Here is a 23240-nt window from a genome sequence, read left to right on the forward strand (position 1 = left end):
CGACATGACGCTGACCCGACGCGAGTTTCTCAAAGGCACCGCCGCCGTCACCGCCGGTGCGGTGGGTGGCCCCGCCCTGCTGTTCGCCAACCCCGCCTTCGCCGCCGCCAATAGCCACGACACCGTCGTGCACCTGTTCCTGCGCGGCGGCCTGGACGGCCTCAACCTGGTCGTGCCGATCAGCGGCGACGACCGCAGTTTCTACGAGCAGGCGCGACCGAATCTGTCGATCGCCGCGACCGGCACCTACGGCGCCTTGCCGTTGACGCTCGGCACCGGCGCCGCCACCGGCTTCGGCTTGCATCCGTCCGCGAGCGGCCTGCGCGATCTGTGGAACGCCGGGCACCTGGCCATCGTGCACGGCTGCGGACTCGCCACCAGCGTGACCCGCAGCCACTTCGATGCGCAGCTCTACATCGACCTGGGCACGCCCGGGCAGCAAGGCATCGGCAGCGGTTGGCTGACCCGTGCGATGAACACCCAGCCGAACCTGAGCGGCGCGGAAAAACTGCCGGCGCTCGGCGTCGCTTCGCGGCAACCGGCTGGGCTGCTGGCTTCGGTGCAGGCGCTGACCATGGCCAGCCCGAACGATTTCGCCCTCAACGCCGGCGCCTGGTCGTGGCAGACCGCGCGGCCCGATTCGCCGGTCGGCTTCCGCGGCGTCAACGAAACCCTGGCCAGCCTGTGGGCCGGAACGACCGCGCTCGAACTCGGCGGCCAACGCGCCGACCGCGCCTTGCAGGTGATCGCGCGCCAGTCCTACAGCGCGCCGCCGGCGGGCTGGCCGAGCAGCGGCTTCGCCCAGCAACTGTGGACCATCGCCCAGTCGATCCAGTTCGACCTCGGCCTGCACTACGCCACGCTCGACCTCGGCGGTTGGGACACGCACGACGGCCAGGGCACGGCCGGCAGCGGCTATCACTACTACCAGAACAAGATCGCCGAACTCTCGCAGGCCTTGTCGGCGTTCTATGCCGCACTCGACGCGAGCGGACATGCCTCGCGCGTGACCGTGGTGGTGCAATCCGAGTTCGGTCGGCGCGTGCGCGCCAACGCCAACGGCGGCACCGACCACGGCTATGGCAATCCGGTGCTGGTGCTCGGCGGCCCGGTCAACGGCCGGCGTTTCTACGGCACCTGGTCCGGGCTCGATCCGGAAATCCTGTCGCCGCATTTCGGCGACGTGCCGGTGACCACCGACCATCGCCAGGTGCTGTCGGAAATCCTGGTGCGGCGGATGGGCAACACCGACCTTGCGACGGTATTTCCCGGCTATACCGGCTATGCGCCGCTCGGGATCATGCGCGAATTCGGAACGCTGGCGAAACCGCAGCCGGAGCTGCGCCGGCTGTACAAACCGGCGACGAAACCGGCGGCGGTGGACGATCCGGATTTGCTCGAGCGTTTGCTGCGGTATATGCGGCAGTTGGTGGATTGACGCCGGACCGTCCGCGCGCTGGCTGAGGGACGTTGCTTCTTCGCGTGGGGCGAGCAAGAGCAAATCCCCCGCGCTCTGCCTTCGCGGTCTTCACCGATGTCTGTCGGGCGCCGCCCCCTTCTGCAAAGGGGGCTAAGCACCAGCGCTCGCTGCGTAATCACCCCGCCCTAATCCGATCCCCATACCTCTTCCCCCCTTTGGAAAAGGGGGGCCAGGGGGGATTTGCTGTTGCTGTTGCAGCGCCCCCCCCACTACTCCGCCCCGAACTTCTCCGCGAACAGCACCGACACCCAGTCGACGAACACCCGCACCCGCGGCGACAGCTGCCGATGCTGCGGATACAACACCGACACCGGCACGCCCGGGCTGCGGTAGTCGCCCAACACTTCCACCAGGCGGCCATCGCGCAGATGCGGTTCGATGTGATGCCGCGGCAACTGGATCAATCCGCAGCCGCGCAAGGCCGCGGCGACATAGCATTCGGCTTCGTTGACCGAGATCCACGAATTCAGCGGCACCTCGCGCAATTCGCCGTCGACGATGAACTCGAACGGATAGCGCACATCGCGGTTGCTGGAAAAAAACCCCACCGACTGGTGCGCGGACAATTCGTCCGGATGCTTTGGGGTGCCGAAATACGCCAGATAGTCGGGGCTCGCGCAGGTCGCCTCCGGCATCACCGCCAAACGCTTGGCGATCAACGACGAGTCGCGCGGGTTGCCGGCGCGCACCACGCAGTCGATGCCCTCGCGCACCAGGTCGACCAGGCGGTCGCCGCTGCTGATCGCCAGGTCGATATGCGGATAACGCGCGCGGAACTCGTCGATGCGCGGCAGGATGATGCCGGTCGCGTGCGAGCCGTGCAGGTCCAGGCGCAAGGTGCCGCGCGGATTGCTCGCCACCGAGCGCAGCGCCGAATCGGCATCGTCGAGTTCGGCCAGGATGTGCACGCAGCGCTCGTAATAGGCCTGGCCGTCGAGGGTCGGCCGCACCTGGCGCGTAGTGCGTTCGAGCAGGCGCACGCCCAGGCTCGCCTCCAGCTCCTTGATCGCATGGGTCGCGGTGGCCTTGGGCAGGTCGAGCACGCCGGCGGCGCGGGTGAAGCTGCCCAGTTCGACGATGCGGGTGAACAAGCGCAGGGCCTCGAAGCGGTCCATGGCGGGCTCTCAGGGCGGCCGACGGCGGCCATTATTGGCAATTATTGAATTGTATTGCCAATCCAGCCTGGTTTATCCAACCCAAGACAATCAGCAGACTGCCTCCACCGCGGAACCCTGGCATCCCGCCACCGCCGCCCAACCTGGAGTCCAGCCATGTCGTCCACCCAGCCCGTCCAGACCCAGACCGCCCTCGTCACCGGCGCCTCGCGCGGCATCGGCCGCGCCATCGCCCTGCGCCTCGCCGCCGACGGCTACGCGATCGTCGTCAACTACGCCGGCAACGCCGCCGCGGCAGAGGCCGTGGTCGCGCAGATCCGCGACGCCGGCGGCCAGGCCATCGCCGCCCAGGGCGATGTCGCCGATCCCGTCGCGATGGAGCGCGTGTTCGCCCTCGCCTTGCAGACCTACGGCCGCCTCGACGCGGTGGTCAACAGCGCCGGCATCATGCCGTACGTGCCGATCCAAGGCGGCGACCTGGCCGAGTTCGACCGCGTCATCGCCACCAATCTGCGCGGCAGCTTCGTCGTGCTCGGCCTGGCCGCGCAGCACCTGCGCGACGGCGGCCGCATCGTCGCCCTGTCGACCAGCGTGATCGGCAAGGCCTTCCCGACCTACGGCCCCTACATCGCCTCCAAGGCCGGCGTCGAAGGCCTGGTGCACGTGCTCGCCAACGAACTGCGCGGCCGCCACATCACCGTCAATGCGGTCGCCCCGGGCCCGGTCGGCACCGAGCTGTTCCTGCACGGCAAGAGCGAAGAACAGATCGCCCACTTCCGCGGTCTGGCGCCGCTGGAACGCCTCGGTACGCCGGAGGAAATCGCCGCGGCCGTGTCCTTCCTCGCCGGCCTCGACGGCAGTTGGGTGAACTCGCAGGTGCTGCGCGTCAACGGCGGCTACGTTTTCTGATCGTCGGCGGCGCGGTCTTCGCCGCGCCGTCTCCCGCTACCCATCCCCTTCATCCCGGGCGTCGACGACGCCCGTCAGCGGAGCTTTGCCATGAACCAGCAGATCGTTCTCGTCACCGGCGCCTCCAGCGGTTTCGGCGCCCTCGCCGCGCGCGCGCTCGCCGACGCCGGCCATACCGTCTACGCCAGCATGCGCGACACCGCCGGCCGCAACGCCGTCCAGGTCGAGGCCGCCCGCGCCTATGCCCGCGAGCACCGAGTCGACCTGCGTGAACTCGAACTCGACATCGCCTCGCAGGCCTCCGCCGACGCCGCGATCGCGCACGTGGTCGCCGCGCATGGCCGCCTCGACGTGCTGATCCACAACGCCGGCCACATGGCCTTCGGCCCGGCCGAAGCGTTCATGCCCGAGCAGTACGCGCAGCTCTACGACACCAACGTGATCGGAAGCCAGCGCGTCAATCGCGCCGCCCTGCCGCAGTTGCGCGCACAAGGCCGCGGCTTGCTGCTGTGGGTGTCGAGCAGCAGCGTGCGCGGCGGCACCCCGCCTTATCTCGCCCCGTATTTCGCCGCGAAGGCGGCGATGGATTCGCTGGCGGTCAGCTATGCCGGCGAACTCGCGCGCTGGGGCATCGAAACTTCCATCGTGATGCCGGGTGCGTTCACCTCGGGCACCCATCACTTCCTGAATTCGGGCACGCCGGCCGACAGCGCGCGCAACGCCGACTACGAGGCCGGCATCGCCGCCGGTTTCGGCGAAGAGATCCTGGGCAAACTCGCCGGCACCGTGCCCGAGGATGCCGACGTCGCCAGCGTCGCCGAGGCCATCGTCGATATCGTCGCGAGCCCTTACGGCCGGCGTCCGTTCCGCGTGCACGTCGACCCGGCCGGCGACGGTTGCGACGTCGTCAGTGCGGTCGGCGACCGCATCCGCGCCGAGTTCCTGCGCCGCGTCGGCCTGGGCGACCTGCTCGGAGTGCGTCTGCCGTCGAATACCCAGCCGCAGCCCGACCGCGGCTGAGCGCGCGACGGCCGGCATGCGGTCGCCGCCGGCTCAGTTCTCGGGCTTGGAAGCGTCGAGCTCGAAACAGTGCTCGCCGGCCGGATGACGCCAACTGCGCGGATGCCATTCGTTCGTAGCTCGACGCTCGGCATCCTCGCGCCCGGTGTCGGTGGCGAAGCTCGCGCACAGGCGGAAGCGGCCGGCCTCGCCGGCGAGGTAGCGGTAAGGCGCGGCGGTAACCGGATCGACCGTGCTCAGGGCCACGCCCGGTTGGTTCGCCAGGCTCGGCAGATCCGCCGGCAGGCGCGCCTGCTGTTTCCAATAGTCGCGCACCTCGTCGTTGATCCGGTCCAGCTCCTGCGTGCGGCGCTGATCGAGCTTGGCCTCGCGCTGCGAGCCTGGGCCGCCCATGACCACGATCGCCGCCGTCACCGCCGCCGCGATCGCCACTGCGGCTGCGATCAGCAGCCAACGTCCGACCGGTGCGCTCATGCCTGGCTCTCCTCGCGACGCAGGTCCCACAGGTAGTAACCGAATACGCTGCCGGCGATCGTCGCGACCACCAACACCTTGAGCACGAAACGCAGGCTCAGCTCGCCGCCGAGCAGGTTGTAGACCAACGCGGTCATGTCGCCGATCAACACCGTCGCGGCGATGAACAAGGTCAGGTAAGTCAGCCAGCGACGCACCGGCGACAGGCGCTTGATCGGATGCCGCGCAACGTCCTGGGCGACCCGGTGGGCGACGAAGGCGAACACCGGGAAGGCTATCACCAGCGCCGACACCGACCAGCGCAGCGAGTCGTCGACGCTCTTGCGCCAGAACTCGTAACCGTTGTCGGCGGCGTCCGGCCAGGCGATGTTGATCAGATCGAACAACAGGCTGCCGAGGTGGTAGGCGACGAAGTACAGGGTGGTGAACATCACCAGATAGGCGAAGGCCTCGCGCGCCGACAACGAGGCGCGCGGCTTCGGCACCGGCAACACGAAGCCGACGTCGGCATAGGCGTCGAGCGCGCCGCGGGTCTGCTCGGCGCTCCAGCCCGCCGCCGCCAGCGCCTGTGCGGTCGCCTCCTTCGATTGCCCACGCAACAAGGCTTCGCGGACGAAACCCTCCAGTTCCAGACTTCCCGAGGCCATGGCCACCGCTCCATAAAGGGACGCCCGGAATGTAGCAGTGCCGGGGTTGGCCGGCGCAGGGATCGGCGAGGTAGCGGAAAACGCTACCCGCGGGGACCGGCGTCGCTACGCCGAGTCCTTGCCGCGCTGCCCCTGCCGACAAGCGTCCGCGCGGCGGCGGCCTGTACCGCCGTTCGTCGAGCGTGGCCGCCGCCATGCCCGAATGCGGCTATATTCCGCGAACGCGCGATGGATGACCCGGCGCAAGCACGCGAGCCGGAGCCGCCGCAGCCCAGGGGACATGCCCATCACAGCAGGCCCACCACACAGCATTCCCGCCACAGCAGGCCCACCAAAGGTCGAACCATGCGCCACACAGACGATGCAAGGCCGGCACGACTGTTGATGCTGGCATCGGCTTTTGTCCTGCTGCTGCCGTGGTGCAGCGCCGCAGCAAAAGACCAAGCCGCGCCCTCGCCCGCGCCGGAAGCGAGCAAGCTCGTAGCCACGGCCTCTCCGCAAGACTATGCCGCCGTGCGCACGGTTCTCGACCGCTATGTCGAGGCCGGCCGCCAGGGCAAGAGCGAGCTCATGCGCACGGCGTTCCTGCCGCAAGCGAGCATCCACGGCCTCGCGGCCGACGGCAGCATCAGCGGCGGCCCGATCCGCAGCCTGTTCGACTACATCGACAGCGCGCCCGCGGCCAAGCAACTGCAAGCGCAGATCGTCTCGATCGAGATCGTCGGCACCATCGCGCAGGCACGGGTCGAATCCGATCAGTGGAACGGCGCGCGCTACAGCGACCTGTTCCAACTGCTGAAGGTCGGCGGCGAGTGGAAGATCCTCAGCAAGATCTACCACACCCACTGACCTTCCTACTCTGGAGTAGGAAGCGGCAGGAGTAGGAGCGGCGCGAGCCGCGACCAAGCGGCTGCGGTCGGCGACGTACGATCCATCAGGAACCAAGCGCCCACGACCTCAGGCGCTGCCCGCCTCCGGGGTTTCGCGTTGCCGGACCGGCCGCGTCACCTGCTTCTCCACGCACGCCGGCAGCCCGTCGCCTGCCTGTGCCGCCTCGCGCCGATAGACGCTGGGCGGCACACCGACCAGTTCGGCGAAACGCGTACTGAAGGTGCCCAGTGATGAGCAGCCGACTTCGAAGCAGACCTCGGTGACGCTGAGGTCGCCGCGGCGCAGCAGGGCCATCGCGCGCTCGATGCGCCGGGTCATCAGATACGAATACGGCGACTCGCCGTAAGCGGCGCGGAACTGCCGGCTCAGATGCCCGGCCGACATGCTCACGCCCTGGGCGAGCGCCTCGACGTCGAGCGGCTGCGCGTACTCGCGGTCGATGCGGTCGCGCACGCGGCGCAGGCGCGCGAGGTCGCGCAGGTAAGTCGTGGCATCGGGGCTGTTGCTCATCGGCGCGATCCTGCCATGCCCGGCGCGAGCCGCCTAGCGCGATCGGCCTAGCGTGATCGGCCTGGTGCGATCGGCCTCGTCCAAGCGTTGGCGGCGCTGGTTGCACCCCACTCGATCGAAGCGCGATCCGAAACTGCGGACGGCTGCTCTTAAATCGCCCTCCGCACGGGCGCAGGCCCGGGTTGTGCGCTGCCGCGTTCTACTAATCTCGCAATTGGATCGATCTAAACCGTTCCGGTCGGTCCCCGTCGCGGCGGCGCCCCGCCGTTCCTGGCCAGTTCCAGTCGTCCCCTGTCGCAGCCCTACGCGGCAACGATCGTCGAGCCGGCCGCCCTCGCACCGACAAGGACATCCTCATGCCATCGAGACAGAGCGCTCCACCCCGGCCGGGCCTGCACGCAGGCCTGACGTTGACGAGCCTGCAGTTCACTAGCCTGAAGTTCACGAGTTTGCAGTTCGCAAGCCTGTTGCTGTGCCTGGGCTTCGCCGGCACCGCCTCGGCCGCCAACCTCGCCTTGAACAAACCCGCCACCGGTTCGACCGCCTGCAACGCCAACGAAGCGCCGGCGAAGGCTTTCAACGGCAGCACCGCCGGCGGCAACAGCGACAAGTTCTGCTCTGCGGCCAGCAGCCGTTGGTTGCAAGTCGATCTCGGCGCCAGCCGTTCGATATCGAGTTTCGTGATCAAGCATGCCGGCGCCGGCGGCGAACCGGCGTCGTTCAACAGCAAGAGCTTCAACATCCAGACCTCGGCCAACGGCAACGCCTGGAGCACCGCGGTCAGCGTGAGCAACAACACCGCCAACGTCAGCACGCACCCGATCGCGGCGACCAGCGCGCGTTACGTCCGCCTCAACATCGCCACGCCGACCCAGGGCAGCGACAGCGCCGCGCGCATCTACGAGTTCGAGGTCCACGACGCGCCGCCGGCCGCCGAGAAGCTGGTGCAGGTGCTCGACCAGGTGCCGCAGTTCGGCATCTATCGCAGCACCGAGCCGACCACCTACACGCCGCCTGCGGGCGTACTGATGTGGAAGCGCGGCACCGAGTACACGCGCAAGCTCAGCGACGCCGAGAAGGCCAAGATCGGCGACGACGTCGCCCTGCGCATCGTCTATCACGCCCAGTGCGACCTCTACGATCGCTTCGCCTCGGCCTTCTTCATCAGCACGCCGAAGGGCATTGCCCCCACCGTCGACACGCCGCGGGTGACCTTCACCGACTTCATTTCGCCGTTCAGCGACATGTGGCAGGGCGCGAAAGCGACCCGGGTGTATCCGGATGCGCCGATGAACCCGTATGCCGCGGCGCTGGCCAATCCCGACCGCGACATCTGGGTCGGCATCAGCGGCGGCGCCAATCCGCAATACGGCGGCGATGCCTGCGAACAGCACGGCGTGACCGACCCGGCGATCGCCGAAGTCGGCTTCAAGTACTCGCTGGCGTTGGTCTCGACCCAGGCGCTCACGCCGGCCAGCGACCCGGACGTGATCGGCCTGCTGTCGCGCTCGTCGGAAAAAGACGACAGCATCGCCACCGCCACGGTCTCGCACACCGCCAACCTGGGCATCGCCACCCTCGCGGTCAGCATCGCCGGCTACGGCGCTTCCAGCGGCGGCCAGGAATACACCAACACCAACATCGCGGTGAAGCTCAACGGCACGCAGATCGCGACCTTCAGCACCAAGATCGATTGCGCGAGCTACGAGCAGTTCAGCCCGCGCGGCAACCCGGGCATCTTCCGCAACAACAACACCACCAACCCGCGCAGTTGGTGCCCGGGCGCACTGGTGCCGATGCGTTATTTCGACCTCGGCAACATCGCCGGCAAGACCCTGCAGGTCGGCCTCGGCGTCGGTAATCCTTCGCCGTGGACCGCCGACTCGCAATACGTGACCAGCGTGAGCGTGCTCGAACACTGATGGCGCGCAGGACGCCGGCCGCTCGCAACGGCCGGCGTCCTCCTGGGTCGATGAAATCGCTCTAGGATGGGCCGCGGCATCGGCGCAGCGGACAGGCGCTTCCCGGCGCCGGAATGGACCGTTTGCGGCCGGTTACGGCGCCTCGACCTCAAAGCCCTTGGCCTGCAGCTTGGCGACGACGCCGTCGGCCTTGAGCAACTGCGATATCGGCAGGACGGTGAAGACCACCGGCTGTTCCTGCAGCGCGCCGTCGACGGCGCGATACCAGTGCTCGGCCATCTGCGCCTGGACATCGTCCATGCCGAGCTTCTGCGAGAAGCCCGCGCCGGTCAGTGCGTTCAGACAAGCCTCGTGCTGATCTTCGTAAGGCAAGGCACGCAGCGCGTCGATGTCGCCGGTGGCCCAGGCATTGGCGCGCGTGGTCATGATCGCCAGGTCGGTTTCGAGCCGGTCCAGCGTCTTGCGGAAGCAGGCCACGTCGTCGAGCGTGGTCGCATTGAAGGCCTTGAGGGTCTGTTTGGGATCCTCGACCTTGAGCGGCAGGCTGGTGGAGCGCGTTTCGATCCCGGCCGCCTCGACCGCCTTGCGGATCGCCGGCCCGACGATGCCGGTTTCGTCGAGACCGCTTTTCTTCAGCGCCGCACGATACAGCTCGCTCGCCGCGAACAGCGGCCGCCAGTTCTCGACGCTGTTGTCGCGGCCGATGTATTTGAGCTTCAACACCTGCCAACGCGCATACAAGTCCGCCGGCAGCACATCCTGCAGTTTCGCGCCGCCGGGGTTCTTACGCAGCTTCAGCATCGAAGGCAACAACGACAGGCGCCCGAACAGGCCGATATCGGCGCTGACCGACAGGCGCGGCGGCTGCAATGCGAGCTGCGACTGCGCGATCGCCGCGTCCATGTCGCGCGACAGCCAGGTGATGTCCTTGGGCAGCGGCGACAGCGTTCCCAGGATCCACAACACGCGGTCGCCCTTGTGGAATTTCCACAGGCCGGGCCCCGGCTGCACGCCGGAAACCACCACCACGTCCATGTCGACGATGGGCGGCGCCGTCACGGCCGCGACGGAGGACGGTGCACCGCCTTGCGTTGACGACGGCTGCGCCGTCGCGGGCGCGGCCAGCATCGCGATCGCCAGACCTAACAGCAGCTTCCTTCGCATCTCGGCGTTCTCCTTTGGTCGAACCGCAGTCGAGGCAGGGTTCGACCACGATGGAAGCCCATCCGCGAGCCCGGCGCAAGTCGATCCGCCGCGACGGGCCCCAGGCAATGCCTGCCGGTATGTCGCCGGCTGCTTCCACGGCAGGCGCGAAGCTAAACGGCGCACAAAAGAAAAGCGGGCCGAAGCCCGCTTTTCCCGAATCCGACGTTGCGCGTGCCGATTACTCGGCGACGACGCCCTCGCCTTCTTCGACGGCCTTCATCGACAGGCGGATACGGCCCTGCTTGTCGACTTCCAGCACCTTGACCTTGACCACGTCGCCTTCCTTGAGCTTGTCGCTGACCTTCTCGACGCGCTCGTTGGAGATCTGCGAGACGTGGACCAGACCGTCCTTGCCCGGCAGGATCGTCACGAAGGCGCCGAAGTCCATGATCTTGGCGACCTTGCCTTCGTAGATGCGGCCCGGCTCGACGTCGGACACGATCTGGTCGATGCGCGCCTTCGCGGCCTGCGCGGCGGCGGCGTTGACCGAAGCGATGACGATGGTGCCGTCGTCCTGGATGTCGATCTGGGTGCCGGTTTCCTTGGTGATCGCCTGGATGGTCGAGCCGCCCTTGCCGATCACTTCGCGGATCTTGTCCGGGTGGATCTTCATGGTCAGCAGACGCGGCGCGTACTCGGACAGCTCGGTGCGCGACTCGGTGAGAGCGTGAGCCATCTCGCCGAGGATGTGCAGACGGCCGGCCTTCGCCTGGCCCAGCGCGACCTTCATGATCTCTTCGGTGATGCCCTGGATCTTGATGTCCATCTGCAGCGCCGAGATGCCCTCGGAAGTGCCGGCCACCTTGAAGTCCATGTCGCCGAGGTGATCTTCATCGCCCAGGATGTCCGACAGGACGACGAAGTTGTCGCCTTCCTTGACCAGGCCCATCGCGATACCGGCGACCGGCGCCTTGATCGGCACGCCGGCGTCCATCAGCGCCAGCGAGCTGCCGCAGACCGAAGCCATCGAGGACGAACCGTTCGACTCGGTGATTTCCGAGACGATGCGGATGGTGTACGGGAATTCTTCCATGGTCGGCATCACGGCGAGCACGCCGCGCTTGGCGAGGCGGCCGTGGCCGATTTCGCGACGCTTCGGGCCCATCATGCGGCCGGCTTCGCCGACCGAGTAAGGCGGGAAGTTGTAATGGAACAGGAAGTGTTCCTTGTACTCGCCCGAGACGGCGTCGATGATCTGGCCGTCGCGCGCGGTGCCGAGGGTGGCGACCACGATGGCCTGGGTCTCGCCGCGGGTGAACAGCGAGGAGCCGTGGGTACGCGGCAGCACGCCGACGCGCGAAGCGATCGGACGCACGGTGTCGAGGGCGCGGCCGTCGATGCGGACCTTGGTGTCGAGCACCGAGTTACGCATGGTCTGGTACTCGAGTTCGCCGAATTCCTTCGACAGCTCCGAGGTGCTCCAGCCGTCGGCTTCGGCGCGGCCGGCGAGGCTCTGCAGCACGTCCTTCTTGATCGCGCCGATGGCGTCGCGGCGCTGCAGCTTGTCGCGCACTTGGAAAGCGGAGGCGAGCTGGCCGCCGACGGCTTCCTTCAGCGCGGCGATCAGCGCCTCGTTCTTGGCCGGAGCTTCCCACGTCGACGGCTTGGTGCCGGCTTCGACGACGAGCTCGTTGATGATGTTGATGACCTTCTGCATTTCGCGATGGCCGAACATCACCGCGCCGAGCATGACGTCCTCGGACAGCATCTTGGCTTCGGATTCGACCATCAACACCGCATTCGAGGTGCCGGCGACGACGAGCTCGAGCTCGGATTCGGCCAGCTCGGCGGCGGTCGGGTTGAGCAGGTACTGGCCGTTCTTGTAACCGACCTTGGCCGCGCCGATCGGGCCCTGGAACGGGGTGCCGGCCAGCGCGAGCGCGGCCGAGGCACCGATCAGGGCCGGGATGTCGCCGTCGATTTCCGGATTCATCGACATCACCGTGGCGATGATCTGGACTTCGTTACGGTAGTCCTCCGGGAACAGCGGACGGATCGGACGGTCGATCAGGCGCGAGATCAGCGTTTCCTTCTCGGTCGCACGGCCTTCGCGCTTGAAGAAGCCGCCCGGGATGCGACCGCCGGCGTAGAACTTCTCCTGGTAATCCACGGTGAGCGGGAAGAAGTCCTGGCCCTCGCGCGCGCTCTTGGCGGCGACGGCCGTCACCAGCAACACGGTGTCCTCCATCTTCACGATGACGGCGCCGCCGGCCTGACGGGCGATTTCGCCGGTCTCCAGGGTCACCTGATGGTTGCCGTATTGGAAGGTCTTGGTAATTTTTGCCACGGGTGGGTTCCTTCGGTATCTATGCGTTCCGGTCGGGGCCCTTGCCCCGCTCCGGTCGGTCGCCGGCGCCGGCGACCAATAGGTGGGTGTGCGTTGCGCCGGTCCGACCGGCCGCGTTGCACGTGACCCGGTTTCGCCAGGTCGAAGCCATGCGCTCATCAAGCGCAGGCGGCGTTGCGTCCTGCAGCGCCACGCGGGTTTTCAGGCCCGCCAAAACAAACCGCGGCGCATCGCTGCGCCGCGGTTGGGTGTCCGGTTAGCGGCGCAGACCGAGCTTTTCGATCAGAGCCTTGTAGCGATCGCCGTCTTTGCGCTTGAGGTAGTCAAGCAGGCTGCGACGACGGTTGACCATCATCAGCAGGCCGCGGCGGCTGTGGTGATCCTGTTTGTGCTGCTTGAAGTGGCCGGTGAGCAACTCGATGCGAGCGGTGAGCAGGGCGACCTGGACTTCCGGCGAACCGGTGTCGGCGGCGCCGCGCTTGTTGTCTTCAATGATCTTGCTGGTGTCGATCGACATGACTTATGTTCTCTGTAGATGCGGGGCCCGCAGAAGCGAATCGGTCGCGACAAAATCGCCCCGACGCACCGCCTGGCCCGCCGCTTGCTTTAGTGAGGATTGCCGCCCAAGCAGGTCCCGTTTGGAAGTGCTTGAAAAGCGGCGGGATTGTACCAGCCCGCGGCGGCGAATGCGACCCGTGGGTCACTGGGCGGTGCCCGCCCGGACAGCTGCGACACCCGTTCAGTTACTGGTCGCCGGCTCGGCCTCTCCCGCCGCCTACCCGGCCGCTTCCGGCGCCCAGGGACCGCCTGGCCGCGGCAGCCGCGCGCCTGCTCGGCGACCGTTTCCGGGCGGCTGCGATCGAGCCGCTGCAGCCATTCGGGCTCATCGGCGAATACCGGAGCAGCGATCGCCAGCAAACCGGCCAGCGCCGCACAAACGATGGATTTCATTGCGGCCCCTGCCCGTTGCGATTCGGATCCGTGGAAACTGCCGCCTCGCGGCAGCCGCTCAGCCGCCTTGCGCCGCCCAACGGAACAGGCGCTGCGGCTGCAATCGCCCTTCGGCTTGGCGTAAACCAAGGCCCAGGCAGCGCCCGGCTTCGCCGAACACTGCCACCAGGCCCGGCTCGCCGGGTTCGCAGCCGACCGCCTGGCCGTGACCGAGGCGCTCGGCGGCCGCGGCATCCAGGCTGACCCGGCCGAAGCCGGTCAACCCGGCCTCGATCGGCAGCAGGCAGGCGTCGAGGGCGGGGTCGCTGCCCTGCTCGGCCAGCTCGCGCAGCGCGTCCAGGGTGATCATCCGCGGCTGCATGAACGGTTCGACCCAGAGCCGGCGCAAGGTCGCCACGTGGGCGCCGCAACCTAGCGCCTCGCCGAGGTCGCGGACCAGGCTGCGCACGTAAGTGCCGGAGCCGCATTCGATGTGCAGCTCCAGGCGGGGGCCGTCGCGGCCGGTCACGCTCAGGGAATGAACGACGACGTCGCGCTCGGGCGCTTCGATGACTTCGCCGCGGCGGGCCTTCGCATACAGCGGTTCGCCGCCCTGCTTGAGCGCGGAATAGATCGGCGCGCGCTGGCGGATCGGGCCGCGCAAGGGCGCCAAGGCGGCTTCGATCGCCGCGTCGTCGAACTCGGGCACCGGACGTTCGAGCAGGGGCGCGCCGTCGGCGTCGTCGCTGTCGGTGGTCAGGCCGAGCACCGCGGTCGCGCTGTAGGCCTTGCGCGCGCCGAGCAGCAGCCCGGCGATCTTGGTCGCTTCGCCGAAGCACAGCGGCAGCAGGCCGGTCGCGAGCGGGTCGAGGCTGCCGGTGTGGCCGCCCTTCTCCGCACGGAACAGATGACGTGCCTGCTGCAGCGCCTGGTTGGAGCTGATGCCGGGGGGCTTGTCGAGCAGCAGCAAGCCGTCGACGTTGCGCCAATTGCGTTTACGCGTCGTGTTCAAGCAAGCCGTCCGCCCCTGCCTGCGCGATTTGCGCGTCCTGAACCGCCTGCATCCCGGACACGCCGATCGCACCGATCAACTCGCCGCCCACGATCAGGGGCAGCCCGCCATCCAACGGCAACAGACCATCGATTCCGAGCAGTCGCAGGCCCAACCCGCCGGCAGCGACCGCGTCTTCGAACGCCTTGGTCGGACGGCGGAACTTGACCGCCGTCTCGGCCTTGGCCTGGGCCACGGGAATGCTGCCATATTGCGCCTGATCGAGCTTGTGCAACATCACCAGATGGCCGCCGCTGTCGACGATGGCGATCACCATCGGCCATTGCAGGCGTTCGGCCTCGGCCTGCGCGGCGCGCATGACCCGGCCGGCGGTCGCTAACGAAATCGGCGCGCCGTAACGCGGCGGTGGCTGCGACATGCGATGGCTCCTGCTCGGGCAAGAAAGAAGGGGAAAACCGCCGCACGAAGGGCGGTCGGGGTGCTGCGAAACGCGCCGGGCGCATGGATCGGACAGAGCCACGACCGAGTCCAGGCGGGTCGCGAGCGACTGCGCCGGCTGGGCGGCCTCGCGCCGGTGCCGATCGACGGACCGGGCGCCAGCGCCGGCCTGCGCTTACTCCGGCTTGGCGTCGCCGTCGGTTTCGCTGGCGGCGGCTTGATCGCCGTCGGCTTCGGCTTCCAGCGGCGGCAGATCGCGCAGCAGGATGCCGATGCGCTCGCCGCGATCGACCGAATCGTCGTAATGGAAATGCAGTTCGGGCACGTGACGCAGCTTCATCGCCCGGCCGAGTTGATAACGCAGCTCGCGCGAGAGTTCCTTGAGTGCCTTGACGGCTTCCTTGGAGCGCTCGGCCTGCAGCGCGGTCACGAACACCTTGGCATGGGCCAGGTCGCGCGAGACCTCGACGTCGGAAACGCTTACCGACGGCAGGTTGTGCTCGCGCACAGCCTCATGCACCAGCGTCCCGAGCTCGCGGCGGAGCTGGGCGGAAACGCGGTCGGTGCGATGGAACGATTTGCTGCTGGGCATTGGAATCCGGGAAACGAGAATCGGGAATGGTGAATCGATTGAAGCGATGGGGAATCGTTCCCGGCGACCGCTTTCGCGATTGCCGAATCCCGATTCCCCATTCCCGGCTTACAGCGTCCGCTGCACTTCGATACGCTCGAAGCACTCGATCTGGTCGCCCGGCTTGACGTCGTTGTAGGCCTTCACGCCGATACCGCATTCGGTGCCGTTGCGCACTTCGTCGACGTTTTCCTTGAAGCGGCGCAGCGATTCCAGCTCGCCCTCGAAGACCACGGCGTTGTCGCGCAGGACGCGGATCGGCTTGCTGCGCTTGACCACGCCTTCGACCACCATGCAACCGGCGACCGCGCCGAACTTGGAGCTGCGGAACACGTCGCGCACTTCGGCGATGCCGATGATTTCTTCGCGGATCTCGACGCCGAGGATGCCCGAAGCCACCTGCTTCACCTGGTCGATCACGTCATAGATGATCGAGAAGTAACGCAGGTCGACGCCGTTGCCTTCGATGATGCGGCGCGCGGAGGCGTCGGCGCGGACGTTGAAGCCGATCACCGTGGCCTTCGCCGTGGCCGCCGCGTTCGCGTCGGACTCGGTGATGCCGCCGACGCCGGAGCTGATCACGTTGATGCGGATCTGGTCGTTCGACAGCGCCATCAAGGACTGGCGCAGCGCCTCGACCGAACCCTGCACGTCGGCCTTGATGACCAGGTTGAGGCTCAGCTGGCCCTCGCCCTTGCCCATCTGGGCCATGATGTCTTCCATGCGGTTGCCGGCAGCGGCGACCAGGCGCGACTCGCGGCGCTTGGCGTCGCGCTGCTGGGCGACGTCCTTGGCCAGACGCTCGTCCTCGACGACCACGAAGTCGTCGCCGGCATCGGGCACGCCCGACAAGCCGAGCACCTGCACCGGGATCGACGGACCCGCTTCCTGCACCTGCGAACCGGTTTCGTCGAACAGCGCACGCACGCGGCCGTACTGCACGCCGCAGACGAGGTAATCGCCCTTCTTGAGCTGGCCCTGCTGCACCAGCACGGTCGCGACCGGGCCGCGGCCCTTGTCGAGCGCGGATTCGATGACCGTACCGGTGGCGCGGCCGATCGGCACCGCACGCAGTTCCAGCACTTCGGCCTGCAGCGAGATCGCGTCGAGCAGATCGTCGACGCCGTCGCCGGTCTTGGCCGACAGCTCGACCATCTGGGTCTCGCCGCCGAAATCTTCGGCGACGATGCCCTCGGCGAGCAGTTCGTTCTTGACCCGCAGCGGATCGGCGCCGGATTTGTCGATCTTGTTGATCGCCACGATCAGCGGCACGCCGGCCGCCTTGGCGTGCTGCACGGCTTCCTTGGTCTGCGGCATGACGCCGTCGTCGGCGGCGACCACCAGCACGACGATGTCGGTCAGCTTGGCGCCGCGCGCGCGCATCGAGGTGAAGGCCGAGTGGCCCGGGGTGTCGAGGAAGCTGATCACGCCGCGCGCGGTTTCGACGTGGTACGCGCCGATGTGCTGGGTGATGCCGCCGGCTTCGCCCGAGGCGACCTTAGTACGGCGGATGTAGTCGAGCAGCGAGGTCTTGCCGTGGTCGACGTGACCCATGATGGTCACCACCGGCGGACGCGCGACCTTGTCGCCCTGCACTTCCTCGGCGTGCGCGATCAGCGCGTCCTCGGCGGCATTGGCGTTGGTGCGCACGACGGTGTGGCCGAGTTCTTCGGTCACCAGCGCGGCGGTGTCGTGGTCGATGCTCTGGTTGATGGTCGCCATGACGCCCATCTTGAACAGCGCCTTGACCACGTCGCCGCCCTTGAGGGCGAGCTTCTGGGCCAGGTCGGCGACCGTGATGGTCTCGCCGATCGCGACTTCGCGCACGATCGGTGCGGTCGGGCGCGAGAAGCCGTGCTGGCCGCCGCCGGAGCGCGCCTGCTCGGACTGGCGACGCGGCTGCGGCCGCGACTTGCCGCGCGAGCTGCTGGTGCGGCGGGCGCGGTCGGAGGCGCTCAGGTGCAGCTGGCCGGCGAAGCGGTTGGCCGCATCGTCGTCCTCGACGCCGGCGACCATCGCGTGCGAGCCGCGGGTCTTGTGGCGCGGCGCGTTGTGGTCGACCCGGGCCGGAGCCGGCGCGGCCGGCTTCGGATGGCCGTGACCGTGGGTCGTCGGCGGCTTGCGTACGGCCGTGGTCGTCTCTGCAGCCGCCTCGGCGGCCGCGACGACGACGCTGGCGTCGGCGAGCTTGGTCTTCTGCTCTTCCTCGGCCTGCTCGGCCTTGGCGCGCGCGGCTTCCTCGGCGGCGCGACGCACCGCATCGGCCGCATCGGCGCGACGCTGGTCGTCGGCGGCCAGGCGCTGCTGTTCGGCGAGGTTGCGCTGCTTGGACTCTTCGAGCTTGCGCAGGATCTCGGCGCGCTCGTCGTCCGGCGAGATGGATTGGCCGGATTCGTTCGGCTTCACCAGCGTCACCTTCTTGCGCACGACCACGTCGACGGTGGTGCGGTTCTTGCCGCCACCGACGGTGATTTCTTGCTTGCGGCTGCGGTTGAGCGTGATCTTCTTCGCCGCCTCGTCGGTCTCGGCCGGCTTGTCGACCTTGCCGTGAGCGCGCTTGAGGAAGCCGAGCAGCTTGACTTTCTCGATGCTGGTCACGACCTGGTCGGGGCCGCTGAACTTCATGCCGGCCTCGGCCAGCTGTTCCAGCAACTTCTCGACCGGCGTGTTCACCAGTTCGGCCAGCTTGCGGATGGTGGTTTGCTGCGACATTCGGTTTCCGTGTCCTCGTGGCGCGGGACGAGTCCCGCGCGTGATGGCGCCATTCTAGCTCCGCGCGCGCCGCACGACCGGCTCGCACAGACCTTTTTGGCCTGCCCGCGGACCGGGCCGATGCCCGATCCTGCGAATCCGAGGCCGGCCAGGCCGGTCTCGGTGTGCCGCAAGACGCTCTTTGAGCCTCTTGCGACGTGTGTCACCTCATTCGAACCAGTGCTTGCGCGCTTCCATGATCAGGGCGGCGGCACGTTCCTCGTCGACGCCTTCGATATCGGTCAACTCGTCGGTCGCCAGGTCGGCCAGGTCGTCGCGGGTGACCACCCCGCGCGAGGCGAGCGTGAAGGCCAGCGACTCGTCCATGCCCTCCAGCGACAGCAGATCGGCGGCCGGCTGGTGCTCGTCGAGCTCTTCCTCGGCGGCCAGGGCCTCGTTGAGCAGGGCGTCGCGGGCGCGGGCGCGCAGTTCCTCGACGATGTCCTCGTCGAAGCCCTCCACCGCCAGCAGCTCGCCGACCGGCACGTAGGCGATTTCCTCGACCGTGCTGAAGCCTTCCGAGACCAGGATGCCGGCGATTTCCTCGTCGACCTCGAGCTTGTCCTGGAACAGCTGGCGGGCCGAGGACTGTTCGGCCTCGGACTTCGCCGTGACCTGGTCCTGGGTCATGACGTTGAGCTGCCAGCCCGACAGGCGGCTGGCGAGACGCACGTTCTGGCCGCCCTTGCCGATCGCCTGGGCCAGGCGGTCTTCCGCCACGGCCAGGTCCATCGAATGCTTTTCTTCGTCGACGATGATCGACTGCACTTCCGCCGGCGCCATCGCATTGATCACGAACTGGGCCGGGTTGTCCGACCACAGCACGATGTCGACGCGCTCGCCGTTGAGCTCGTTGGACACCGCCTGCACACGCGAACCGCGCATGCCGATGCAGGCGCCGATCGGATCGGTGCGGTTGTCGTGGGCGAGCACGGCGATCTTGGCGCGGTCGCCCGGATCGCGTGCGCAGGCCTTGATCGAGACCAGGCCCTGACCGACTTCCGGCACTTCGAGCTTGAACAGTTCCATCATGAATTCGGGGGCGGCGCGGCTGATGAACAGCTGCGGGCCGCGCGGCTCGGTGCGCACGTCGAACAGGAAACCGCGCACGCGGTCGCCGGCGCGCAGCACGTCGCGCGGAATGCCCTTGTCCTTCGGGATGATCGCCTCGGCGTTGCCGCCCAGGTCGACGTAGATGTTGCCGCGCTCCACGCGCTTGACGATGCCGGTGACCAGCTCGCCGACGCGGTCCTTCCACTGGTCCACGACCTGGGCGCGCTCGGCCTCGCGCACGCGCTGGACGATGACCTGCTTGGCGGCCTGGGCGGCGATGCGGCCGAAATCCGGGTTTTCGATCTGTTCTTCGATGTAGTCGCCGACCTCGACGCCTTCGACTTCGTCGATCGCGTCCATCAGGCGGATCTGGCGGTCCGGGGACTCCATGACCACGTCGTCGGCGACCACTTCCATGCGGCGGAAGGTCTCGTAGCTGCCGTCCTTCTGGTCGATGCTGACGCGGACCAGCACGTCCTCATCGTGGTAGCGCTTCTTCGCGGCCGAAGCCAGCGCGGCCTCGATGGCCTCGAAGATCACTTCGCGCGGCACGCCCTTTTCGTTGGCTACCGCGTCCACTACCAGCAACAGTTCCTTGCTCATTTCGTCACTCCGCACGGGTCGGCTCGCAGCCGCCGGCTATTGGGATTGGTAATTGGCTGAATCTGAATCGTTGTGATCACTTCTTCTTCGAAGGCTTGGCCTTCGAGGACTTGTTCTTGGGTCGGCCCTTGGCCGGCGCGCCCTGCGGCTCGCCCTTGCTCGGGGCCAGGCCGAGCGCGGCCCAGTCGGGCACCAGACGGCCCTTGTCGATGTTCGAGAACGGCACGGTGAACGTCGCGGCCTCGACCGTGAACACGACCTGCTCGCCCTCGATGGCGACGATCCGGCCCTGCAGGCGACGGCGGCCTTCGTGCGGCAGCTTGAGCGCGACCTTGACCGTTTCGCCGACCAGACGGCGGTAATGCTCGAGCGTGAACAGCGGGCGGTCGATGCCCGGCGACGACACTTCAAGGGTGTAATTGCTGCTGATCGGGTCCTCGACGTCGAGCTGCGCCGACACTTCGCGGCTTACCGCCTCGCAGTCCTCGATCGACACCGAGCGCGGCTCGGCGCCATCGGCGCCGGCGGCCGCTTCATCGGCGGGCACATCGATATAAATACGCAGCACTGCATTGCCGGCGGCCGGCAGATATTCCACGCCGAGCAGTTCCACGCCCAACGACTCTACCGTCGGGGCGAGCAATGCAGCGATTTGCGTTGCCTTGTCCGTCACGCGCCTGACTCCTGACTCGGGGTTGCGACTGGTGCAACCAATCCTGGTGCAACCAATGTTCGATACGTCATGTTTCCGCTGCCATCCGTTTCGCGGTCCGCAAGCGCATGAACGCGGGACGCCGTTCGAAACGAAGCTTCCGGAAACCCAAAAACAACAAGGGGCCCATCGGGCCCCTTGTCCGTACAACTGGATTTCGGTGTGTTCGCGCGAGCAGAGCGCGATCACAAAGCCCGAGCTTCGCGGCCAAAAAAGAAAGCCTCTAGAGAGGCTTTCGATTCGCCAGCCGAAGCTGGTAGCGGGGGCAGGATTTGAACCTGCGACCTTCGGGTTATGAGCCCGACGAGCTGCCAGACTGCTCCACCCCGCATCAGGCCGACCATCATAACGGCCGGCGTTACTTTCTGCAAGCCTGCAATCAGATCTTCATGATTGCCGCTTACCGCTGCATCGAACCGGTGGATTCCCTTGGGAATTCGCGGCGTTGGTGCAGGCCGCAATCTTAATGCGCATTCAAATATTTTCAAGTCTTTTTTGCGATGAGCGTTGCAATCGGTCCGGACCGGCAGAAAAACCTGTCGCAGATTTCAACGCCAGGCCATGCTGGGCTTGGTTGTCCGATGGGTTCGGCGGCGTCGCAACGGGTGTCCAGTGGCGCCTGCGGCGAAGCCCACCGTGCTCTTCGAGTTCGCCCGGCCCGTCATTCCTTCGAAAGCGAGCTCCGCTTTATTCCGGCGTAGCCGAACATCCGGGGCTTTATCGCAACAAGACTCTGAAGTCTCTGCGGCCCGGCCAGAGCGCATAGCGCCCTGGCGTTCATGGATGCGCGAGCCTGTGGCTCGCGAGCGCATCCATTTACCCGCCTCCGCGGGGATGACAGCAGAAAAGGCGATACCTCGCGGCTTTGCCGCAAACGCAGGCTCAGGGGCCGAAAACCGAGCGAGCCCGGCACATCTGCTTTCGATGCCGTCCACAGCCCCCTCGCCTTCCCCGGCGGATCGCAGACACGAATCCCGCCCTCGCTACCCGCTTCGGCCGGCGCTGCGCTGAGACGGCCGCACAGCCGCGAGAATCGAGCGCCACAAACGCATCGGGCCGGCGAAAGCCGGCCCGATGCTGAAACTGTCGGCGAAACCGTGGAAGGTTTCGAATGCTGCCGTCGATCAGGACGGGAACGCGCGCATGCACCAGTCCATGATCGGGTTCCAGGCCAGGCCCAGCGCCAACAGCGCGAGCGCGTTGACCCCGAACACCACGCGCAGCGGGCGGTCGTCGCTCGGCGGCGGCATCTTGCCGTCGGGCTCGTCGAAGTACATCGCCTTGATCACGCGCAGGTAGTAGAACGCGCCGATCACCGCGAACACGATGCCGACGATCGCCAGCCACAGCATGTCGCCCTGCAGCGCGGCCTTGAGCACCGCCAGCTTGGCCCAGAAGCCGAGGAACGGCGGCAGGCCGGCCAGCGAGGCCATCACGCACAGGACCATGCCGGCCAGCCACGGGCTGCGCGCGTTGAGGCCCTTGTAGTCGTCGATCTTGTCGGCGTCGAAACCGCGGCCGGACATGACGATGATCGCGGCGAAGGCCGCGGCCGACATCAACGCATAGCTGATCGCATAGAACATCGCCGCGGCGAAGCCCTGGGCGCCGCCGCCGGCCATGCCGAGGAACAGGAAGCCGACGTGCGAGACCGTCGAATACGCCAGCAGGCGCTTGAGATTGGTCTGGACCAGCGCGCTGAGGTTGCCGATCGCCAGCGACAGCACGGCCAGGCCGGCCAGCAGCAGGCGCCAATGGTCCTCCTGCCCCGCCGCACCGACTTCGAGCAGGCGGTAGGTCATGCCGAACGCGGCCAGCTTCGGCGCCGAACCGATGAACAAAGTGATCGGGGTCGGCGCGCCCTGGTAGACGTCCGGCAGCCACATATGGAACGGCGCCGCACCGAACTTGAAGGCGATGCCGGCGACCACGAACACCACGCCGGTGATCATCATCAGCGAGGACGGGCCGACCTGGGCCGCGATCGCGATCTGGTCGAGCATCAGGCTGCCGGTGGCGCCGTAGATCAGCGACAAGCCGTACAGCAGCAGGCCCGAGGCCAGCGCACCGAGCACGAAGTACTTGATCGCCGCTTCCGAGGCCAGCGGGCTGTCGCGGTCCACCGCGACCAACGCGTAGGAACACAGGGCCAGCATTTCCAGGCCGAGGTAGACCATGACCAGGCTGCCGGCCGAAACCAGCAGCATCATGCCGGCGATGGCGAACAGCATCAGCACCGCGACTTCGCCCTTGTACAGGCCGCGCGAACGCAGGTAAGGCCAGGTGTAGATCATCGACAGGATGCCGACCACGCCGATGCCGAGCTTGAGGCCGTCGGCGGCGGTGTCGCGCACGAACATGCCGCTGAGCACCGTGCCCTGCCCGCCGACGTCGAAGGCGATCAGCGCCGTCGCCACCGCGACCACGACGATCGCGAACACGTGGGAAACGATGCGGTTGCGCTCCTCGATGAACAGATCGAGCATCAGCAGCGCGAACGCGCCGATGATCACCACCAGTTCGGGCAGCAGGGGCATCAGGTCGGCGATGGTCCGTACGGGCATGTTCATTAGTGAATCTCTTGGCGGATCCGGCTCGATTCCGAGCCTTGCTCTAGGAACGAGCGGAGAGGAGTGAGAGGTGAGCTGC

At 67.3% G+C, this 23240-nt stretch carries 20 protein-coding genes and 1 tRNA gene; 5 read left to right on the plus strand and 16 right to left on the minus strand.

The window, feature by feature from the left end:
* Positions 1-4: 4 nt before the first annotated feature.
* Positions 5-1438, plus strand: coding sequence for a DUF1501 domain-containing protein (locus ACKN61_RS14055; protein ID WP_408950068.1), 1434 nt, complete (start codon positions 5-7; stop codon positions 1436-1438).
* A 251-nt stretch (positions 1439-1689) separates the two neighbouring features.
* On the opposite strand, the gene ACKN61_RS14060 is transcribed toward ACKN61_RS14055, so the two are convergent.
* A complete protein-coding gene (locus tag ACKN61_RS14060) occupies positions 1690-2595 on the minus strand; it encodes a LysR family transcriptional regulator (protein ID WP_408950069.1) in 906 nt (301 codons plus the stop codon).
* 156 nt (positions 2596-2751) lie between these two features.
* On the opposite strand from ACKN61_RS14060, the gene ACKN61_RS14065 reads away from it, so the two are divergent.
* Positions 2752-3504, plus strand: a complete 753-nt coding sequence (locus ACKN61_RS14065) for an SDR family oxidoreductase (protein ID WP_408950070.1) — start codon at positions 2752-2754, stop codon at positions 3502-3504.
* Between the two features lie 90 nt (positions 3505-3594).
* On the plus strand, positions 3595-4524 hold the full coding sequence (locus ACKN61_RS14070) for an SDR family NAD(P)-dependent oxidoreductase (protein ID WP_408950071.1): 930 nt from the start codon (positions 3595-3597) through the stop codon (positions 4522-4524).
* Between the two features lie 33 nt (positions 4525-4557).
* Here the strand turns inward: ACKN61_RS14070 and ACKN61_RS14075 are convergent, their stop codons facing one another.
* The 3 genes from ACKN61_RS14075 to ACKN61_RS14085 all read right to left on the minus strand — a co-directional run bounded on the left by ACKN61_RS14075 (position 4558) and on the right by ACKN61_RS14085 (position 6133).
* On the minus strand, positions 4558-4998 hold the full coding sequence (locus ACKN61_RS14075; protein ID WP_408950072.1) for a hypothetical protein: 441 nt from the start codon (positions 4996-4998) through the stop codon (positions 4558-4560).
* On the minus strand, positions 4995-5645 hold the full coding sequence (locus ACKN61_RS14080) for a DUF5671 domain-containing protein (protein ID WP_031370854.1): 651 nt from the start codon (positions 5643-5645) through the stop codon (positions 4995-4997). Before ACKN61_RS14080 ends, ACKN61_RS14075 begins: the two co-directional genes overlap by 4 nt.
* A gap of 287 nt (positions 5646-5932) precedes the next feature.
* On the minus strand, positions 5933-6133 hold the full coding sequence (locus tag ACKN61_RS14085) for a hypothetical protein (RefSeq protein ID WP_408950073.1): 201 nt from the start codon (positions 6131-6133) through the stop codon (positions 5933-5935).
* 25 nt (positions 6134-6158) lie between these two features.
* Here ACKN61_RS14085 and ACKN61_RS14090 point away from each other — a divergent pair, with 25 nt between their 5' ends.
* The gene (locus ACKN61_RS14090; protein ID WP_408950074.1) at positions 6159-6494 is read left to right on the plus strand and encodes a nuclear transport factor 2 family protein; all 336 of its coding nucleotides are present in this window, start codon (positions 6159-6161) and stop codon (positions 6492-6494) included.
* 108 nt (positions 6495-6602) lie between these two features.
* On the opposite strand, the gene ACKN61_RS14095 is transcribed toward ACKN61_RS14090, so the two are convergent.
* Positions 6603-7046, minus strand: a complete 444-nt coding sequence (locus ACKN61_RS14095) for a helix-turn-helix transcriptional regulator (RefSeq protein ID WP_408950075.1) — start codon at positions 7044-7046, stop codon at positions 6603-6605.
* A 356-nt stretch (positions 7047-7402) separates the two neighbouring features.
* On the opposite strand from ACKN61_RS14095, the gene ACKN61_RS14100 reads away from it, so the two are divergent.
* Complete coding sequence (locus ACKN61_RS14100) at positions 7403-8968, plus strand: discoidin domain-containing protein (RefSeq protein WP_408950076.1); 1566 nt, start codon at positions 7403-7405, stop codon at positions 8966-8968.
* Positions 8969-9100: 132 nt separating this feature from the next.
* Here ACKN61_RS14100 and ACKN61_RS14105 read toward each other — a convergent pair whose 3' ends face one another.
* From ACKN61_RS14105 to nuoN, 11 genes are all read right to left on the minus strand, one after another.
* On the minus strand, positions 9101-10132 hold the full coding sequence (locus ACKN61_RS14105) for a TraB/GumN family protein (RefSeq protein ID WP_408950077.1): 1032 nt from the start codon (positions 10130-10132) through the stop codon (positions 9101-9103).
* A gap of 220 nt (positions 10133-10352) precedes the next feature.
* Positions 10353-12461 (minus strand): polyribonucleotide nucleotidyltransferase, encoded by a 2109-nt coding sequence (pnp, locus tag ACKN61_RS14110; protein WP_223620091.1) that lies wholly within the window; start codon positions 12459-12461, stop codon positions 10353-10355.
* 256 nt (positions 12462-12717) lie between these two features.
* A complete protein-coding gene (gene rpsO / locus ACKN61_RS14115) occupies positions 12718-12978 on the minus strand; it encodes a 30S ribosomal protein S15 (protein WP_031370860.1) in 261 nt (86 codons plus the stop codon).
* Positions 12979-13470: 492 nt separating this feature from the next.
* Positions 13471-14403 carry a tRNA pseudouridine(55) synthase TruB gene (gene truB, locus ACKN61_RS14120; protein ID WP_408950078.1) on the minus strand — a complete coding sequence of 311 codons (933 nt, stop codon included), beginning with the start codon at positions 14401-14403 and terminating at the stop codon, positions 13471-13473.
* Positions 14387-14761: a heme-binding protein gene (locus tag ACKN61_RS14125; protein WP_200875798.1), complete on the minus strand. Its 375-nt coding sequence runs from the start codon at positions 14759-14761 to the stop codon at positions 14387-14389. Before ACKN61_RS14125 ends, truB begins: the two co-directional genes overlap by 17 nt.
* 255 nt (positions 14762-15016) lie before the next feature.
* A complete protein-coding gene (gene rbfA, locus ACKN61_RS14130; RefSeq protein WP_408950079.1) occupies positions 15017-15433 on the minus strand; it encodes a 30S ribosome-binding factor RbfA in 417 nt (138 codons plus the stop codon).
* A 108-nt stretch (positions 15434-15541) separates the two neighbouring features.
* The gene (infB, locus tag ACKN61_RS14135) at positions 15542-18184 is read right to left on the minus strand and encodes a translation initiation factor IF-2 (protein WP_408950080.1); all 2643 of its coding nucleotides are present in this window, start codon (positions 18182-18184) and stop codon (positions 15542-15544) included.
* A gap of 207 nt (positions 18185-18391) precedes the next feature.
* Positions 18392-19879 carry a transcription termination factor NusA gene (gene nusA / locus ACKN61_RS14140; RefSeq protein ID WP_031370866.1) on the minus strand — a complete coding sequence of 496 codons (1488 nt, stop codon included), beginning with the start codon at positions 19877-19879 and terminating at the stop codon, positions 18392-18394.
* Between the two features lie 76 nt (positions 19880-19955).
* Positions 19956-20552, minus strand: a complete 597-nt coding sequence (gene rimP / locus ACKN61_RS14145; protein ID WP_031370867.1) for a ribosome maturation factor RimP — start codon at positions 20550-20552, stop codon at positions 19956-19958.
* A 293-nt stretch (positions 20553-20845) separates the two neighbouring features.
* Positions 20846-20922: transfer RNA gene (locus ACKN61_RS14150), tRNA-Met, on the minus strand.
* 793 nt (positions 20923-21715) lie between these two features.
* Positions 21716-23161, minus strand: a complete 1446-nt coding sequence (gene nuoN / locus ACKN61_RS14155; protein WP_031370868.1) for an NADH-quinone oxidoreductase subunit NuoN — start codon at positions 23159-23161, stop codon at positions 21716-21718.
* Positions 23162-23240: the final 79 nt, after the last annotated feature.

Source organism: Lysobacter sp. Hz25 (assembly GCF_046097045.1).
Classification (GTDB): Bacteria; Pseudomonadota; Gammaproteobacteria; order Xanthomonadales; family Xanthomonadaceae; genus Lysobacter; species Lysobacter antibioticus_B.